The sequence below is a fragment of the Psychrobacter sp. Pi2-52 genome, from assembly GCF_904846705.1.
In the GTDB taxonomy this organism is placed as follows: Bacteria; Pseudomonadota; Gammaproteobacteria; order Pseudomonadales; family Moraxellaceae; genus Psychrobacter.
The window spans coordinates 155273-172132 of record NZ_CAJHBS010000005.1; the positions used below are offsets into that span (position 1 = coordinate 155273).

Below are 16860 nucleotides of genomic sequence, written 5' to 3' on the forward strand. Positions count from 1 at the left end.
TTAGTTGTTACTCTCTTTATTTAATAAACGATAGAAATGCTGTTTGAAAAACTCTTTTCTTCCTTCTTGTTGTAGGTCTTCGTAACGCGCTTGGCTAAGTTGTAGGTATTCAGCTTCCTGTTCAATACCAATAAATTGTCTTCCTAAGACATTACTTGCAATTCCTGTCGTCGCAGAGCCAGCAAAAGGGTCAAGAACCACTGCATTTTTCTTAGTAGAAGCTAAAATAATTTGAGCTAGTAATGCCAAAGGTTTTTGCGTAGGGTGCTTACCACAAGATTTTTCCCACTTAGCAATTGCTGGCAATCGCCACACATCTTTCATTTGCTTATCGTTATTGAGTCTCTTCATCAAATCGTAATCGAAATAGTGCGGTACTTTAGGATGTTTTCTTGCCCAAATAATGAATTCTGTAGAATGAGTAAAAAACCGACAAGAAAAGTTGGGTGGTGGATTGGTTTTTTCCCAAGTTATAACATTAAGTATCTTAAAACCAAGCTGCGGTAAAATACGTCCCAAGGTAAAAATATTATGGTGTGTACCACTGACCCATAAGGTTGCATTATCTGCCATTTTTTCTCGTACAGCAGACAGCCATTCGTATGTAAATACGTAAGCATCATTGTCACTGACAAGCTTGTCCCACTGACCTTTATTGACTGACTGGACTTTACCGTTTTTCACTGTCAGACCATTATTGGACAAAAAATAAGGTGGATCGGCAAAGACCATATCTACGTTATTATCTAACTGAGGGATAACAGTTAAGCAATCACCTTTCAGTAAGTTAAAATCTAAATGAGTACTACTAAAAAACGAATGACTTTCCATGTCTATTCCAGCATATCAGCTAAGAAATAAAGAAGCTCAGGCAAATTGAACTCTCCCTGTACAAAACCATACTGCCCACAATCGTCTGGAATAACAACAGTTTGACCAATAAATCTCTTATCTTCGCTAATGATGCGAAGCATGTTAATCAGTTCTTCCCTTACGTCTATGGGGCTTTGAGTATTTAAAAAATCATCGGATGTCGATGAGGTAGCATTCATATTAATAGTAAGGTTCTTGATACTTATCATCACATTATCCTCAACGACTTATCCAAAAAGTATAAGAATAACACTTATTGTGTGTTTTTTATAGTAACCAATTATTGAGCGTAAAGCAAATGAAAAAACTAATTCTAGTTAAGTTTGGCAAAAGAATTCGTGAGTTACGTAGAGGGCGTGAGTTAAGTCAAAAGCAATTGGGAGAGTTGACAGGCTTTCATTACAACTACGTGGGCATGATAGAGAGGGGTGAACGCAATCCATCATTAGAAAACATAGCAGTGTTTGCTAATGCATTTGAGATAAGTTTGTCGGAATTATTTACATTTGAGGTGAAAAATGAAAATTGAAGAAGCGTTTCCACTTTTACCAAGCTTATATAACGTTAAGTTTGGCATATTGAAGAACCATCCAAACCTAGCAGTCCCTATTGATTTGACTAAGCTCAAAGGCAATAAAGGGTTTGCAGGTCAGTTTTTAGAAAAATTATTGACATTAAATCTATCTAATAGTGAATTAGATTTTGAAAATGGTGAGTTGAAAACTAATAAATCAAAACCAGATGGTAGTCCGATGGAAACTATGGCTATTACTCAAATAGGTACACAGTTTGATAGTCTATTTTATGACGGTAAGTTATTTCACGAAACTCATCTTTATCGTAAAATCGAAAGTATTTTATACGTGCCAGCGGTAAAAGGAGCAAAAGAAGCGGACTGGTATTTTTTACCAGCGCATTATCTTGACTTAAAAGATAATGAAACATTGAAAAAGATACTTGATAATGATTTTGAGATTATTAAATCCAAAATACATGAGATGATGGCTGATCCTAAGGATGGTATGCTGCACACCGCAAATGGTCAGTATATGCAAATTAGAACAAAGGATAGTAAACCGTATAACCCTATTTATTCAAAAAAGCTCGGACGCTATGTATCAAATAAAGGTTTTGCATTCTATTTCAAAAAAGAGTTCATGCAAGCTATACAGAGTAGTAGTTTACCAAGCCAAAAAATAATTTAATAATTCCTAATCAGTAACTCATTAATTTGACCACGTTTTGAACCTTTTGAGTTAATACTTCGACTAGCTTTGACTCTCTCTATTTTATAGTCTGAATATAGAGTGTCAAAGAACTTATTTTCAGCATCGAGATTGGTTGTATCAGAATTACTAAGTAGCCACTGATAGCCTTTTTTGTCTATCAAATCACAAAAAGATTTTAATTTTTCCTGATCTTCATCATTGAAGCTATCTTTAGAATAAGACGTAAAACTAGAAGACTCACTTAAAGGTTTATAAGGTGGATCAAAATAAAACAAAGCAGGTAAGTTGTCTTTGTTTGATTGCTCCAAATGAGCGAGCGTATCTTCATAACTTTGATTGTATACCTCTACCTTACTCAATACTTCTGATGCTTTTAAGATAGTATCTTCAAAAACAAAATTAGGTTTTTTATAGCTACCAATAGGAACATTAAATTTGTTCTTGCTATTTACTCTATATAAACCATTAAACCCTGCACGATTTAGAAAGATGAATAGACCAGCATGCTCAATGTCACTAGCTTGCCGAGTATTAAACTCGTCGCGTTTAGCATAATAATAAGGTTGCTTCGCTTCCTTGTCTTCAAGTTGGTCATATTCTGATTGAATTACTTTTAGACATGCTAATAGTTCATCAGGGTAAGACTTTATGACTTTATAAAGGTTAACGAGGTCAGTATTTATATCGTTTAAGATAACGGCAGTAGGAGGATGCTCACTATCTAAAAGATGTAATGCAAATGCAGCACTACCACTAAAAGGCTCGACATAGATATATGGCAGGCCATTCTTTACATATTCAGGTAAGCGTTGAGTGATCTCTGGTATTAATTGGCCTTTACCGCCCACCCACTTTACAAATGGTTTTGCCATTACTAAGAACCTTCTTTGCATAGATTGTATTGCAGAATTTGAGCGCAAAATTATAGCATTTTTCACTCATCAATTCATAAGCTAAGCAAATACCATTGAAAATCGCACGGTTCAGTGCTAAATTCTAGCAAACATCTGCCTCGCGAGTTGCCATGAGCAAGCCTACACCCAATATACCACCTGAACGTCCCAATGAGTCGCCGTCAAACAAACAAGATGGCACAGTCGAGGAGCGTGTCGATACCACGCTGCCGGACGCGCAACCAGTGGTAGATAAGGTGGAAGACACATCAGCAACGCCAGCAACCAACGTCTCGCTTATCAGCGGCAACAGTAAACCACGTCAATATAAAGTCAATAACCCATCGTTTTTTATGCAACGCGGCTATCAAGTGCTGCTAGTGCTAGGGCTTATTGCTGCATTTTTCTTAGTCATGGTTTATCAGACGTTGTTTGGTCGTATCGAGCAGCCGCAGCAAATGGTCACGATTGAGCCAGGTCAGACGTATTACGGTCTACTACCGCAGTGGCAGCAGCAGATTCCGCTGTTTTCGGCAGGCGTGGCCAAGCTATATATCAAGTCACAAGTCGATGCGCCGTTGCATGCTGGTACGTATCAACTACCCGAAAACCCGACTATCGCTGAGGCGCTACAAATACTAGGTCAAGGCGCAAAAGCGGCCATGGTCAAGGTACAGATTATCGAAGGTAAGACATCTAAAGACCTTTACCAAGCACTGCGTGATAATGACAAAATCGAAAAAGAAGTACTGACCGCAGATAGTGACAATGCGAGTATTGCACAAGCATTGGATTTGACAGGTGTATTGCCAGATAGTGTAGCTAATAGCAGTGACCCGATTGTTAACTACAATCTTGAAGGTTGGTTCGCGCCTGACACTTATTATTATGGTGAAGGAACCAGCGATAAAAAAGTATTGACTGACTTATATAAGCGTCAGCAGCAGGTGCTGACTGATGCATGGGAAAATCGTGCGCCGAATCTTCCTTATAAGAGTCCATATGAAGCGTTAGTGATGGCATCTATTATTGAAAAAGAGACTAGTGTTGCTGATGAACGTCCTTTAGTTTCTGCCGTATTTAGAAATCGCTTGAATAAAAACATGCGTATGCAGACGGACCCGACTATTATCTATGGTATGGGCAGTCGTTACGATGGCAATATCCGCCGCAAAGACATCAATGAAAAAACGTCTTACAACACCTACCAAATTGATGGTTTACCGCCAACGCCAATTGCGCTACCATCAGCGGCCTCTATCGAAGCGACCTTACATCCTGCCGATAGTGAAGCATTGTATTTTGTGGCAACGGGCAATGGTGGGCACAAATTTACCAATAGCTTGGCTGAGCACAATCAAGCAGTAAAAGACTATCTCAGTGTCATGCGTGAGAAAAAATCTCAAACGCCGCCGCAGTAATATTCCTTCTTAATCTTCTTATAAAACTTATCGTTTATTGAGTGCTACAAAGTAGAGGTAGCGCTCATCAATGACATAAGGTCATATCATGTCAGTATCTATGCACACCAGCGCAACACCGTCACATGCCAACACACCATCATCGAATCTACCTGAATCAAGTGCTTCAAATACGGAGACGGTACCTACTTTAGGCCGCTTTATTAGTTTTGAAGGAACCGAAGGCGTGGGCAAAACCACCGCGATTGAACAGTTATGCTTGCGCTTAGAAGCTAATGGTATTCCATATCTGCGTACTCGTGAGCCGGGTGGTAGCCCATTTGCCGAGCAATTGCGTGACATATTATTAGATCCAGCGACGGATATCGAAGACGATACCGAGCTGCTGCTATTGTTTGCGGCGCGCTGTGATCATATGCAGCAGGTTATTCTACCAGCGCTCCAAAATGGTACTTGGGTAATATGTGACAGGTTTACCGACTCTACTATTGCGTATCAGGGTTTTGGGCGTGCGTATGGTGACGAGTTGGTACGCGGCAAAATAGATATGCTTATCAAGCAATTTGTGACGCAGCTTCCTGAGTTAACATTATGGCTAGATTTGCCAGTAGCAGAGGGCATGAAACGTGCCAACAAGCGCAGTGCGGCAGATCGTTTTGAGCAGCAGGCTACCGAGTTTTTTACTTGGGTGCATACTGGTTTTAGCCAGCTTGCGAGCGAATACCCTGAGCGCATACAGCGTATTGATGCATCGGGCAGTACGGATGATGTGAGTGCGCGTATATGGCAGACGGTTATGAATAGATTCGATATTAAATAATTAGGTTTTGCCAAGTAGGTTTGTAGATTTATAAGGCAGTTAGATGTATCGATAGCCAGTTATTAGCCAGTTATTAGCCAGTTAGTTAGCACCAATGAAAAGCCCCAGCTCATTGCTGGGGCTTTTCATTAAGATAAATTCTTTATTATTGAATCAATAAAGCAGATAACTATGGCCATTATTTGTCATCTATTTTATCTACTTTTATATCCTCAGTAGGATCGATAGAGGCGTCGTTATCTTGAGCAGAGTCAGGTAGACGATTTGGGTCAAGCGCCCCTTTTTTGTTTTTAGGCGCACTACCATTGCCATTACTGTTCGTAGAGGTTTTGGTTTTCGAAGTCGCTGTCGAGTTTGCAGACATAACGCCTTTATTATCCCCATTAGTAGCAGATGTTTTTGGCTCTTCTACTGGCTCACTTTTCTCTACAGTAGTGCTAGAAGGTGACTTAGTCTCAGTGCTACTGCTTTGGGTGGTTGATGACTGATTGACGGTATTTTGCTCATCATTTTTGTCACTATCTACCAAAGACTCTGGCGCTGCTGTCTGGCTATCATCAGAGCTAGGCTCCTGATCTTTGCGCTTTTCAGGGGCTTTTGAGTTGGACTCAAAGTTAGCATCAGCTGCCATGCGAGCCTGCTCTTGCTTCGGCGTTACATCGACTGGCTTCGGCTGTACTTCATCGTCTACCACTAGCGATATAAGCTTACGGTCACGAGGGACAGTACCGTCAAACTTATCTGTGATGACGTGCAGTTTGCCTTCTTTATCTACCGTATATAGTGGTACGAATTGCTTATTATCCGCTTTATATTGCTCAAAGCTATAGCTATCCGTGATATTGGTAATCTTAATTCGAGCTTTTTTGGACAGCATACTGGCAAGCTTGGTATAGGTCACATCTTTGCCAAACAACCACTGTGAGTGGAAGTTCGATTGCTTATCATCACGCTCGCTTTTAACTTTTTCATCACTGAATTTAAGACGGTATAGCTTACGCTCACCAAACTCATGACGATAATGAATCTCGGACAGCGTGTTCATTTCTTTGTCCATACTCATCGCAAACAAACGACCAATACCGATTAGATCCAGATGATGATCTGCGTGATCAGAGATAGGGTTACCAAAATAAGTACGCAGACCGCTCATGCGTGCGCGTGCAATATTGGTGTAGTTATTGTGCGCAACGATGACGTCGAAGCCTTGGTCTTTGAGAGAGGTAGCAATCAATAGTGCAATTGGGTTTGAGCCAACGATAAGGATACCGTTAGTCTCAGGCTCACGTACGCCAAGTAAATTACCGACGACTTTTGCACCCAGACCCTGAATCATGACCGTACCGATGATGACCATAAATACGAGAGGTACAAGTAGCTCTACGCCCTGAATATCATACTCTTGCAAACGAATCGCAAACAGCGATGAGATAGCAGCAGCGACGATACCACGTGGCCCAATCCAGCTAATCATCAGCTTTTCATTAGTCTTAAGGTTAGAGCCGATAGCCGATGCCCAGACTGATAGTGGACGTGCGACAAACATCACGATAGCGAGCAGCACTAGCCCTGCAAAACCCACACTAAGCAAGCTTGCTAGCTCTACACGCGCCGCCAGAATGATGAATAGCACTGAAATCAGCAGAATAGTTAACGATTCATTGAACTCTAAAATCGTCTCACGGGGGAATTTTGGCCAGTTTGCCAACGCCACACCCAATACTGTAACGGTCAATAGACCAGATTCATGCTCTAGATGATTTGATATTGAAAATAACACCAGTACAAATGCTAGAGTAAAAACATTACGCAAAAACTCAGGAATCATATGACGACGCATAAGGAACGCAAGTAGCCAAGCGCCCGCCATACCCATTGCAGTAGCCAATACGACAATCTTAGCAAATAGTAGAATACTACTGGCTTCGCCGCCTGAGATAATGTACTCATAGACCAATACCACAGCGATAGCGCCGATCGGGTCAATGATAATACCTTCCCATTTCAAGATATTGGAAATGGTTTTGTTAGGGCGTACACTGCGCAGCAGCGGCATAATAACCGTCGGACCAGTCACACAGACTAGCGCACCGAAGAGTAAAGCAATCAATGGATCGACATCGAATAGTAAATAAGTCGATAGTGCCACGATAGCAATCGTAATCAGTACACCGACCGATACTAGCATCTGTACCACGGTACCATGTTGCTTAATCTCATCGAACTCTAGCGTTAGCGATCCTTCAAATAGGATAATTGCTACGCCCAAAGAGATGAAAGGAAACATGAGCTCGCCTAATACCAAATCTGGGTCAAATACACCCAGCACTGGGCCGACGATAATACCAATCAGTAATAAAAATAAAATGGATGGTTGCTTTAAATACCAAGCCAACCATTGGGCGGCAATGCCAATCCCAACCACGCCGGATAGCAAAAGGGCGGTATCCATAAATTAATCCTTTTATAATCTTGTCATATTTTATATCTACCGATAGCTGTTATAAGATAGTCGCTACCGTTTATTTAACAATAAGTTGTTATCCGTTTCTGTTGTAGCCAAGCCATCGCACTGATAGCCATCATGAATCACAAAATAAGCTAGATATGATATAACTACTATAAAGTAGCAAAGACAAAAGCGCTTCTAGATAAATCACAATACGCTAGAAATGCAAAAGATGGAAAACAAGAGTGATGATAGCCAGTTTAATAAGGTCGTAATAAACAGTCTTATATATAAGCTAACTTTTGTTTGTTTAGTAAAATATTTGGTTTGACATCATACCATGATTTTATTTCAAGCTGATGTAAGCCGTACCTGCTAAAAAGCCATGTCACGGCCACGAAAGTATACGAAGCCCATATGAAATAACGTTGCCTTGGGTTATCCTGCACTATGCAAAAGGCTTCAGCATAATACTTCAAGTTTTTATTTATCATACAGTAGCTGCGTGGGGCATGCACGCAGTAGCTGCGTGGGGCATGCACGTCGCGCACAGGATAATAGTGTTAGCGCCATGAAATGTCATATACTGATTGCTGGCATGGTTTATTTTTATAAGACACTATTAATCATGTTCTACACTATTAACCATGTCCTAAAGACGAGCGCTCTATAAGTATTCAAATAATGAGTAGTGATAAAAATAAGCGTAAAGTAACGGCTAAAAAGCTATGACAATAAGTTCGAATAAAAGTGCTGTGCCGCATAAATAGACAAGATAAATAGATAAAAGAATATAATTTCACCGAATAGTAACGAATAGGGGCATGCCGCTTGGTGTAGTCGCTATCGCTGACAATCATAACGTGGCTGTTAATAACAGCGATTACTCATATGGAGGACACAAAATGCCTATCAATATGTTCAAAGGACAGACCACTGCTAATATGCAGCGCTGGTTACAACGTAGTGCGCTGGCACTTGCTGTTAGTACCGCGATGTTTGCTAGTATTAATGTCACGACGATAAACAGTGCTCAGGCTGCAGTCACGACGGCTGATTTCTCTGGTTTGGTGCAACAAGTCACGCCAGCAGTGGCACGTGTCAATGTTACCAAAACGATTAGTGAAGCCGAGCTTGCTAAGGCTCAGACTGCTGAAGTGTTGCGTCAGTTCTTTGGTGATCGTCTACGTATCCCTGATCGAGTCGCGACGCCAGCGATTGAACATGCTTATGGTACGGCCTTTTTTATTACCTCCAATGGATATATGCTGACCAATCATCATGTCATCGCAGGTGCGGACAAAATCACTGTGACGCTCAATGATAGAACCGAGCTTGATGCAACTTTGGTCGGTAGTGACGAGCGCTCAGATGTGGCCGTGCTAAAAGTTGAGGGCAGCCAATTTCCAGCTCTGCCTATTGGCGACTCAAGTGGTCTAAAAGTAGGAGAGCCAGTGTTAGCAATTGGTTCGCCATTTGGTTTTGACTATTCAGCCTCTGCTGGTATTGTCAGTGCCAAGTCGCGTAGTTTCTCACGTGAGACGAGCGTGCCATTTATCCAAACAGATGTAGCGCTAAACCCTGGTAACTCTGGCGGGCCACTATTTAACCAGCGCGGCGAAGTGATTGGAATCAATTCGCGCATTTTTAGTGGTACTGGCGGTTATATGGGACTGTCATTCTCTATCCCTATTGACGCTGCCATGGATATTTATGAACAGCTGAAAAACGACGGTGAAGTGGCGCGTGCATATTTAGGAATCTATCCACAAGATATCGATCGAAATCTGGCCGAGGCTTATAATTTAGAGCGTCCTCAAGGTGCCTTACTGACTCGTGTATCACCAGACTCACCAGCACAAAAATCAGGCCTAAAACCTGGTGACATCATTTTGCAATACAATGACGTACAAATCATGGAGGCATCAGATTTGCTGAACTTGCTCAACCGAGCGCGTCCAAGCGATCCCTTCCGTGCACGGATCCAGCGTAACGGTAAGCAGATGGTGATTAACGGCAAGCTCGCTTATGCGCCCAATGATGTAAGAGCACAGAGCGGTGATGAGCAAAATGATGATGTACAGTTGGGCTTGCGTTTACGCGATTTGACGGCAGATGAACAAGCAGAAATCGCAGTCGATAATAAAACGGGCATATTGGTTACTACAGTGGATCCTACTGGATTGGCCGCGCGCTCAGGTATTCTGGCAGGCGATGTTATTACCAACTTTCATCAAAAGCCGATTGAAACAGTGGCAGACTTTTCAGGTGCTATCTCATCTCTTCCTAAAAAAGGCGTGGTCACTATAGAGGTTATACGCCAAGGCATTCCTGCTATTATTGGTCTGCGTATTGAGTAGGTGTCATGATTAAAGCGTGACTGTTAATGTGACTAATAATGTAACTCAGATTAGGGTGCAGAGTATAAAGGCAGCGCGCACGTCAATAATTGTGCTTTCTATTTAGCTTATTAATAGAATATTGTATATTCATGAGCATCGGTACGAGAGGGTTGCCTTTTCGATTCTATCGACCTACTATCGATGTGTTGACGATTCGTTAATATTACATAAGAGACTTATCAGCGCACGTTGATTACGCTAAACTGCTTCTACAGTAATGTGATTACTTCTTTGCAAGGTTTTAGTTCAAGTTCTATAAATTTAAGCAAAAAATAACTCCCGTTTTTTGGTACTAAAATTATGTGCTGACTGCCAATTGATTGATAGCGGTCAAATCAAAATATGCTACACTAACGAGCACTCTTATTATTATATTTCTGTCGGTTAGTAGGTACGCCCATTACTCTTGGTAGATTGCCATCACGATACTGATATCGTAGATATAATAATCTATGATACAAACGCTATTATAGTAAGTAGAGACGCAGCATTAACATCAAGTAAGTTACGCCATCAGCGTTTATCAACGCATACAAAGCAATGGCCACTTGCAAACGACCTATCATGTGACAGCTTTAATAAAAGCTAGGATAATACAGTAAGGCACGGTTATGAGCACAGCATACGACGAGATCAAAACCCGACTACAAGGCTCAATGGTAGCTTTGGTAACGCCCATGCACCCTGACGGTAAGGTCGATTATAAACGTCTCGCAGATCTCATAGATTGGCAGATCGAGCAGGGCACACACTGCCTTGTGGCTGTTGGTACTACTGGCGAATCAGCGACCCTATCTATGCAAGAGCATAGCGATGTCATTCGCTATTTTGTCCAGCATGTCAAGGGTCGTGTACCGGTCATCGCGGGTACTGGTGCCAACAACACGATGGAAGCCATCAAGCTGACTCAGGATGCTGCCGATGCAGGCGCAGACTGTGCGTTGCTCGTTGCTCCTTACTACAATAAGCCGCCACAAGAAGGCTTATTTCAGCATTATCAAGCCATTGCCAAAGCCGTAAATATACCGCAAATGCTGTATAACGTGCCTGGACGTACAGTGGTTGATATCGCTCAAGAAACGGTTGAGCGTTTATGTGATATCAATAATATCGTTGCTATCAAAGATGCGACAGGATCTGTCGGTCGCGGTGAGCAATTGATCAAAGCCGTTGGTGACAGAATGGTTGTACTATCTGGTGATGACGGCACTGCGCTTGATCTAATGAAAGTAGGTGGCAAAGGTAATATCTCAGTCACGGCTAACGTGGCACCAAAAGCTATGAGCGAGACCTTTTCTGCGGGTTTACGTGGTGATTTTGAAGCGGCTGGTAAAATCCATGACGTGGTCAAGCATCTGCACCGTGACCTATTTATCGAATCAAGCCCTATCCCAGTGAAGTACGCCTTGCATAAAATGGGCATTATCGATAAAGGTATCCGTCTGCCATTGGTTTGGCTCGCCGAGCAGCATCATGCGACTATCGATGAAGCATTGGTTCGAGCAAACATACGATAAATTGATATTTAGCCAATTGATATTCGGCGATTTAAGACTTGCTGCACATTAGATGAGTGCCATTCGAGCTAGCAGCAAGTCAACTTATCACGATAAGTCAATCGCCTACATGAGCAATAACTGCTAACTCAGAGAGACAACATGATGACAGTAACATCAAAGACAGCATCATCAACGACAAAATTATTTCCAGCAATGCTGACCTTGGTTTTGGGTAGCACTTTGGTATTAAGCGGCTGTCAAGCGACCAAAAACCTGCTTGGTAAACGTGATAACGGCAGCTTAGATTATCAGCAAAGCAAAAAGCTTGCACCGATAGAGCTACCTGCCGCCCAAGAAACGGCACCCTTTGTACCTTTGTATTCAACACCTAATGCTGGGGCAAACACGCTCCAACTACAAAATGAGTCAGGCAATCAGTATCAACTGCCAAAACCTCAGCGTGCTGTTAGTAACACTTCGAACTAAACTTATTCCCTTATCTATATCGCTGACTGTTGCGTCTTTATCATAGCTGCAAACCATGTATCTTACATCAGTCAGCGGTAGCTGCGCGTTTTTACCACATAAGCTTGAACGAACAGGAACCCCCATAATGCAAAAGCAACAACTGCTGTATAAAGGTAAAGCCAAATCTGTCTATGAAACAGAAGACAATGATCTTCTGATTTTGCACTTCCGTGATGATACCTCAGCGCTTGATGGTAAGCGTATCGAACAATTAGCACGTAAAGGTGTGGTTAATAACCGCTTTAATGCTTTTATCATGCAAAAATTGTCTGATGCTGGTATCGAAACACATTTCGAGAAGCAATTGTCTGATGACGAAGTGTTGGTTAAACGCTTGGACATGATTCCTGTAGAGTGCGTGGTTCGTAACTTTGCAGCTGGTAGTTTGGTGCGTCGTTTAGGCTTAGAAGAAGGTCAAGCATTGACGCCGCCAACTTATGAGCTGTTTTATAAAGATGATGCGCTAGGTGATCCGATGGTTAACGAATCACTTTCTGTATCTCTTGGCTGGGCGACCAAAGAGCAATTGGCTAAGATGGAAGAGCTGACCTATCAAGTCAACGATGTATTAAAGGCATTGTTTGATGCGGGTGATTTAATCCTAGTTGATTTTAAACTAGAGTTTGGCGTATTCCATGACCGTATCGTGTTAGGTGACGAGTTCTCACCAGATGGCTGCCGTATCTGGGATAAGAACACTAAGAAGAAACTTGATAAAGACCGTTTCCGTCAGTCATTAGGCGATGTGATCGAAGCTTATGAAGAAGTGGCTGACCGTATTGGTGTGCCATTAAAATAAGTATCTGATACTTAGCATAAAATAAAAAACTGAGCCATGTGCTCAGTTTTTTTATGTCATTATATTTATAATGGTACCCTAGTGAGGACTTGAAGGCTCGGCTGTAGCTCAAGTGATTTCAATTAACGTAACCTCCTGTGTCGCATTAGTGTACATCCGAGTGTATTTGACAACCTAGGCTTGATGGCTCTTCAAGTAAGTTATCATAGAGGCAATTTATCGCTGACTATTTAGCGCATTAGAGGTCATGAGTATGTCATTTAAAGTGTTGCCACGATTTATCGAAGAATTAGGTACTGAATATACAAGTCAAGATTCTAAATACTTTTTAGGTAAAGATAAGCTTAAAGAGTTTCCAAGTGTATTAAATCATATAAATAAGCTAACCTCAGCAGAGGCTAGCTTATTTTCAAATTATATGAGAAGTGGAGAATTAGTTTATGCATGGATGGGACTTGTAAAGGATCCAATTGATAGTAAGTATAATGTTTGTACAGGTGAGTACTCGGATGGAGTTTTTTTCTGGTATGACATGCACATTTATCTAGTTCAAAAATATCACATAGATTTGCCTAAAGAGTTTAAGGCACACATTATCTCTTTTGGAAACAATTACGCGCATTTAAAAAAATTAGATCAAGGAGATTTGCAGGTATCAACTAGAAAATCAGAAAATATACTCTTAAAGTATTAACGGTATACCCCAACGGAACCAGCTATTTCACTCTTCAAACGTATTAACAGACTACTTAAAATAGACTGCCATAATGGAACCACACATCACAGCCTGCAACTTCTATCTATTTATAAAACAGTATTACTCTTTAGGCACAGGCTTGTAGTTTAGATTGTATAAAAAATCAAACATAGCGCCAACACTGTCCCCGATACCTTATCTTACTTTTATGCTAATTTGTTAATGCTTACTCATATTGATTAGACCATAAAAATAAGAAAAGGTTTCGCTGATGTCTACTGCCTCATCAACCGTTTTGGATCCTGACTGGTTCACTCGTCCGACCTGTGTGGTCGCTGCTGACCTGATTGGTAAAGTCTTATGTCGACAGCTAACCGATAGTGATGGACAGCAAAAAACGCTACGTATGCGTATCTCTGAGACTGAGGCCTATATTGGTCAAGATGATCCCGCTTGCCACTCACATGCAGGCACTCGAACGGCACGCACAGAGATTATGTATGAGCAAGGCGGTGTGTTCTATGTCTATTTGACCTATGGCGTGCATCATATGCTAAATTTGATTAGCGGCTCTGTAGAGTCGCCTGAATCGGTATTGATCCGCGCTGGGTTTTTGACGGATGATAGTGACCGTCTGATTGAAGAGCAACAACTCAGTTCAGATAAGCAGTTTACTCACCCTAAGCAGTTTGCAGGCCCTGGCAAATTGACCAAACGCTTGCAAATTGATCGCGATTTATATGGCAAACCTGTTTCGCCGACATCAGACGTTTGGATAGAAGATGATAATTGCCAGCCACCTGTATCACTACGCCCACGTATTGGTATTGATTATGCCGGTGATGCCAAAGACTGGCTGCTACGTTATATATGGACCGAGCATCCTTCCTTATCTAAGAGCTAGCAGATTGAGATTCAAAACTATTCTATGAGGTAAGCCTATGTACAAGTTGACCGTTTTTATTCCTGATGCAGCGTTAGACCAAGTAAAGTCTGCTTTGTTTGCTGCTGGCGCTGGGAAGATTGGAAACTATGAGCAATGCTGTTGGCAGGTACAAGGAAGCGGTCAGTTTATGCCATTATCAGGTAGTACGCCGCACATTGGCACACAGGATAGTTTAGAAATAGTCGATGAGTGGCGAGTGGAAATGGTGGTAGATGAAGCTTTTATCGATGCTACCATTGCCGCGTTAAAAGAAGCGCACCCCTATGAAACGCCAGCTTATGATGTGATAAAAGTTTTGGATTTTTAGTTTTATATAGAAAAGTATCAGATGATTGACTGTAAGAATTCTCATAGAAAAACCAAATAAGCCATTTGCTAACTTATTTGGCTATAAAGCTTTTAATATTTCAACTGAGTATTAATAGTGAATGTCAGCCCTTAACAACTGATTAATCTTTTTTAAGCTTAATCACGTTGTAGCTTGGATAGCCTAGCTCGATTTTATAATCGTCGCGTCCACGTTCAGCCTTTATCTTAATCTTACGATCACCGTTTTTATACTTAACGTCTTTGACACGATATCCCATGCTACGGACTTTACTAGCAGCTCGTTGCTCGACAACGGAGACATAGCTGTTTTTATCGTTCTTTTTGTCTTTGTGTTTTTTATGGCCTTTATTGTCCTTATGAGTATGCTCGTATAGGTCGTCATAGCCATTGTAGCCATTCGGTGCAGTCACACAGCCTGTGGTCACTGCCAATAAAGCTGCGACTATGCTGCCAGTCGCTACCGTCTTTAATGTTGCAAATGATAGAGTTTTCATAATGATTTCCTAGCAATATATCGTTGCTCAATATGGGTAAAAGTTAAATGTACCGAGGTAATTAGCTAAAAATGCTGAAAGCAATCAATCTTTTCTGACTTTCATAACATCTAAATTTGGATAACTTAATAATATTTCGTACTTCTGTGAACCTCGTTTGGCCTCAATCTCAAAGACACCGCGCTTATTTTTTTCTTCAAGATCGATATCTTCAACACGGTAGCCCATAGCCCTTACTTTGTTGATAGCACGGCGTTTAATAGCTGGGTAACGTGATTCTCTTTTAATAGTGTCTTCGACATCGCCTTTTTTATAGCGCTGACCATTCTGATAATTATCTTTACGCTTGTTTTCTTTATAGCGGCCATTATTATTTTGCGACTTATTATCCCAGTTATCTGGCCACGCTTTTTTGCTTGAGTTGATAAGTCTTAGGGTAGGGTAAGTATATTTTAGCTCGTAGGCTTGGTTGTTCTTTTTAGCATAAGCCGTAAGAGCTCGATCACCACGGTAACTATCAGCTCTGATATCTATAACTTGATAGCCTTTACGGCGCAAGTCTTGTCGAAGCTGCTGACTTACGCGATTAAAGTTATTACTTTGGCTATTATTATCACCACGATATACGGGCTGATTGTCATATCCTGAACCTACAACCGCACAACCCACTGTCGTACCCAATAATGCAACGACAAGACCAGTAGATACAGTGGCCTTAATAGAGAAAGGTTTTATTGCTTTCATGAGGCAATATCCTATGATGGTATTAAGTAGGCGATATATGTTAGAAATATCTATAACTATAAGATTTTAAAAGTATTCTGATGAATTAAATTAGATCGTAATTAATAAGTATCTTTATTAGGTTATTTTTCGAAATATTTCCTTACATTATCTATAATAGAGCACAAAACTTTGCGCTAGGTGTCATTTGCGTTAATAAGTTGTAATAATTGTGGCAAGTAAAATAGATTGTTGTAAGCATATGCTTACACGTAATGACGTTTACGCGACTTAACATACGAGTGAGAGTTAGGCATTATAGTCACACGGCATTAGGGAATGTGACTCAAGGATTGAGTTAACCGCATTAAGGATAATGATTCGATAACTAGCGTCAGGATGACAATAGCGATTGAAGTAAGGACGCATACCCTTTGCTGATAGCAGCAAGTAATACTGAAGCTGTAGTGTAGTAAAAAGGGCAGGATGCCCAGTATCACAATATACTGAATATTTGTGCAAGGATGCATGAAAAGCAGTCGTGATAGGTAACATGGATAGTTAACAATAAAACCGCATAACAATTGATTGCTATGCGGTTTTATCGTGTCTGGAGAATGGTAATTTATTGAGACCATCCCAGATTCTGTGTAACTGCCATTTAGATTAAATGCTTACTGATACGGTCATCAAACATAATCATAAAACGATTCAGAGCAGACGTCCAGTTACGGATTGGCATCGACCACTTTTTAGA

The 16860-nt window shown here is 41.1% G+C and carries 17 protein-coding genes; 11 read left to right on the forward strand and 6 right to left on the reverse strand.

Annotated elements, in window-relative coordinates; genetic code table 11:
* Positions 1-831, reverse strand: coding sequence for a site-specific DNA-methyltransferase (locus JMY00_RS04885; RefSeq protein WP_201579316.1), 831 nt, complete (start codon positions 829-831; stop codon positions 1-3).
* A gap of 2 nt (positions 832-833) precedes the next feature.
* Positions 834-1082, reverse strand: coding sequence for a hypothetical protein (locus tag JMY00_RS04890; RefSeq protein ID WP_201579317.1), 249 nt, complete (start codon positions 1080-1082; stop codon positions 834-836).
* Positions 1083-1171: 89 nt separating this feature from the next.
* On the opposite strand from JMY00_RS04890, the gene JMY00_RS04895 reads away from it, so the two are divergent.
* Together JMY00_RS04895 and JMY00_RS04900 are read left to right on the forward strand one after the other, a co-directional pair.
* Positions 1172-1402 (forward strand): helix-turn-helix transcriptional regulator, encoded by a 231-nt coding sequence (locus JMY00_RS04895; protein WP_201579318.1) that lies wholly within the window; start codon positions 1172-1174, stop codon positions 1400-1402.
* Positions 1392-2078, forward strand: coding sequence for a hypothetical protein (locus JMY00_RS04900; protein ID WP_201579319.1), 687 nt, complete (start codon positions 1392-1394; stop codon positions 2076-2078). Before JMY00_RS04895 ends, JMY00_RS04900 begins: the two co-directional genes overlap by 11 nt.
* Here JMY00_RS04900 and JMY00_RS04905 read toward each other — a convergent pair.
* Positions 2075-3040: a DNA adenine methylase gene (locus tag JMY00_RS04905; RefSeq protein WP_201579320.1), complete on the reverse strand. Its 966-nt coding sequence runs from the start codon at positions 3038-3040 to the stop codon at positions 2075-2077. The genes JMY00_RS04900 and JMY00_RS04905 overlap by 4 nt on opposite strands.
* A gap of 86 nt (positions 3041-3126) precedes the next feature.
* Between JMY00_RS04905 and mltG the strand changes: the two genes are divergently transcribed.
* Together mltG and tmk are read left to right on the forward strand one after the other, a co-directional pair.
* Entirely contained in the window at positions 3127-4416 is a 1290-nt protein-coding gene (mltG, locus tag JMY00_RS04910; RefSeq protein ID WP_201579321.1) for an endolytic transglycosylase MltG, read from the forward strand.
* Positions 4417-4504: 88 nt separating this feature from the next.
* On the forward strand, positions 4505-5236 hold the full coding sequence (gene tmk / locus JMY00_RS04915; RefSeq protein WP_240990658.1) for a dTMP kinase: 732 nt from the start codon (positions 4505-4507) through the stop codon (positions 5234-5236).
* 178 nt (positions 5237-5414) lie between these two features.
* Here the strand turns inward: tmk and JMY00_RS04920 are convergent, their stop codons facing one another.
* Positions 5415-7688 (reverse strand): sodium:proton antiporter, encoded by a 2274-nt coding sequence (locus tag JMY00_RS04920; protein WP_201579322.1) that lies wholly within the window; start codon positions 7686-7688, stop codon positions 5415-5417.
* Between the two features lie 902 nt (positions 7689-8590).
* On the opposite strand from JMY00_RS04920, the gene JMY00_RS04925 reads away from it, so the two are divergent.
* From JMY00_RS04925 to JMY00_RS04955, 7 genes are all read left to right on the forward strand, one after another.
* Positions 8591-10045, forward strand: coding sequence for a Do family serine endopeptidase (locus tag JMY00_RS04925; RefSeq protein WP_201573024.1), 1455 nt, complete (start codon positions 8591-8593; stop codon positions 10043-10045).
* 653 nt (positions 10046-10698) lie between these two features.
* Positions 10699-11604: a 4-hydroxy-tetrahydrodipicolinate synthase gene (dapA, locus tag JMY00_RS04930; protein WP_201579323.1), complete on the forward strand. Its 906-nt coding sequence runs from the start codon at positions 10699-10701 to the stop codon at positions 11602-11604.
* Between the two features lie 120 nt (positions 11605-11724).
* Positions 11725-12072 carry a hypothetical protein gene (locus JMY00_RS04935; RefSeq protein WP_160021461.1) on the forward strand — a complete coding sequence of 116 codons (348 nt, stop codon included), beginning with the start codon at positions 11725-11727 and terminating at the stop codon, positions 12070-12072.
* A 127-nt stretch (positions 12073-12199) separates the two neighbouring features.
* Complete coding sequence (gene purC, locus JMY00_RS04940) at positions 12200-12913, forward strand: phosphoribosylaminoimidazolesuccinocarboxamide synthase (RefSeq protein ID WP_057757995.1); 714 nt, start codon at positions 12200-12202, stop codon at positions 12911-12913.
* Between the two features lie 253 nt (positions 12914-13166).
* Entirely contained in the window at positions 13167-13607 is a 441-nt protein-coding gene (locus JMY00_RS04945; RefSeq protein WP_201579324.1) for a hypothetical protein, read from the forward strand.
* Positions 13608-13881: 274 nt separating this feature from the next.
* Positions 13882-14514, forward strand: a complete 633-nt coding sequence (locus JMY00_RS04950) for a DNA-3-methyladenine glycosylase (protein ID WP_201579325.1) — start codon at positions 13882-13884, stop codon at positions 14512-14514.
* Positions 14515-14551: 37 nt separating this feature from the next.
* The gene (locus tag JMY00_RS04955) at positions 14552-14863 is read left to right on the forward strand and encodes an NGG1p interacting factor NIF3 (protein WP_201579326.1); all 312 of its coding nucleotides are present in this window, start codon (positions 14552-14554) and stop codon (positions 14861-14863) included.
* A gap of 142 nt (positions 14864-15005) precedes the next feature.
* On the opposite strand, the gene JMY00_RS04960 is transcribed toward JMY00_RS04955, so the two are convergent.
* Positions 15006-15380 carry a hypothetical protein gene (locus JMY00_RS04960; RefSeq protein WP_057758003.1) on the reverse strand — a complete coding sequence of 125 codons (375 nt, stop codon included), beginning with the start codon at positions 15378-15380 and terminating at the stop codon, positions 15006-15008.
* 84 nt (positions 15381-15464) lie between these two features.
* Positions 15465-16124 carry a hypothetical protein gene (locus JMY00_RS04965; protein WP_201579327.1) on the reverse strand — a complete coding sequence of 220 codons (660 nt, stop codon included), beginning with the start codon at positions 16122-16124 and terminating at the stop codon, positions 15465-15467.
* Positions 16125-16860: the final 736 nt, after the last annotated feature.

What these genes read in the sequence shown, in the direction of transcription:
- JMY00_RS04900 (WP_201579319.1), top strand. Translation starts at nt 1,392, where the DNA reads ATGAAAATTGAAGAAGCGTTTCCACTTTTACCAAGCTTATATAACGTT.
- JMY00_RS04920 (WP_201579322.1), bottom strand. Translation starts at nt 7,688, where the DNA reads ATGGATACCGCCCTTTTGCTATCCGGCGTGGTTGGGATTGGCATTGCC.
- JMY00_RS04950 (WP_201579325.1), top strand. Translation starts at nt 13,882, where the DNA reads ATGTCTACTGCCTCATCAACCGTTTTGGATCCTGACTGGTTCACTCGT.
- JMY00_RS04895 (WP_201579318.1), top strand. Translation starts at nt 1,172, where the DNA reads ATGAAAAAACTAATTCTAGTTAAGTTTGGCAAAAGAATTCGTGAGTTA.
- JMY00_RS04965 (WP_201579327.1), bottom strand. Translation starts at nt 16,124, where the DNA reads ATGAAAGCAATAAAACCTTTCTCTATTAAGGCCACTGTATCTACTGGT.
- JMY00_RS04925 (WP_201573024.1), top strand. Translation starts at nt 8,591, where the DNA reads ATGCCTATCAATATGTTCAAAGGACAGACCACTGCTAATATGCAGCGC.
- JMY00_RS04960 (WP_057758003.1), bottom strand. Translation starts at nt 15,380, where the DNA reads ATGAAAACTCTATCATTTGCAACATTAAAGACGGTAGCGACTGGCAGC.
- mltG (WP_201579321.1), top strand. Translation starts at nt 3,127, where the DNA reads ATGAGCAAGCCTACACCCAATATACCACCTGAACGTCCCAATGAGTCG.
- JMY00_RS04885 (WP_201579316.1), bottom strand. Translation starts at nt 831, where the DNA reads ATGGAAAGTCATTCGTTTTTTAGTAGTACTCATTTAGATTTTAACTTA.
- JMY00_RS04955 (WP_201579326.1), top strand. Translation starts at nt 14,552, where the DNA reads ATGTACAAGTTGACCGTTTTTATTCCTGATGCAGCGTTAGACCAAGTA.
- purC (WP_057757995.1), top strand. Translation starts at nt 12,200, where the DNA reads ATGCAAAAGCAACAACTGCTGTATAAAGGTAAAGCCAAATCTGTCTAT.
- tmk (WP_240990658.1), top strand. Translation starts at nt 4,505, where the DNA reads ATGTCAGTATCTATGCACACCAGCGCAACACCGTCACATGCCAACACA.
- JMY00_RS04945 (WP_201579324.1), top strand. Translation starts at nt 13,167, where the DNA reads ATGTCATTTAAAGTGTTGCCACGATTTATCGAAGAATTAGGTACTGAA.
- dapA (WP_201579323.1), top strand. Translation starts at nt 10,699, where the DNA reads ATGAGCACAGCATACGACGAGATCAAAACCCGACTACAAGGCTCAATG.
- JMY00_RS04890 (WP_201579317.1), bottom strand. Translation starts at nt 1,082, where the DNA reads ATGATAAGTATCAAGAACCTTACTATTAATATGAATGCTACCTCATCG.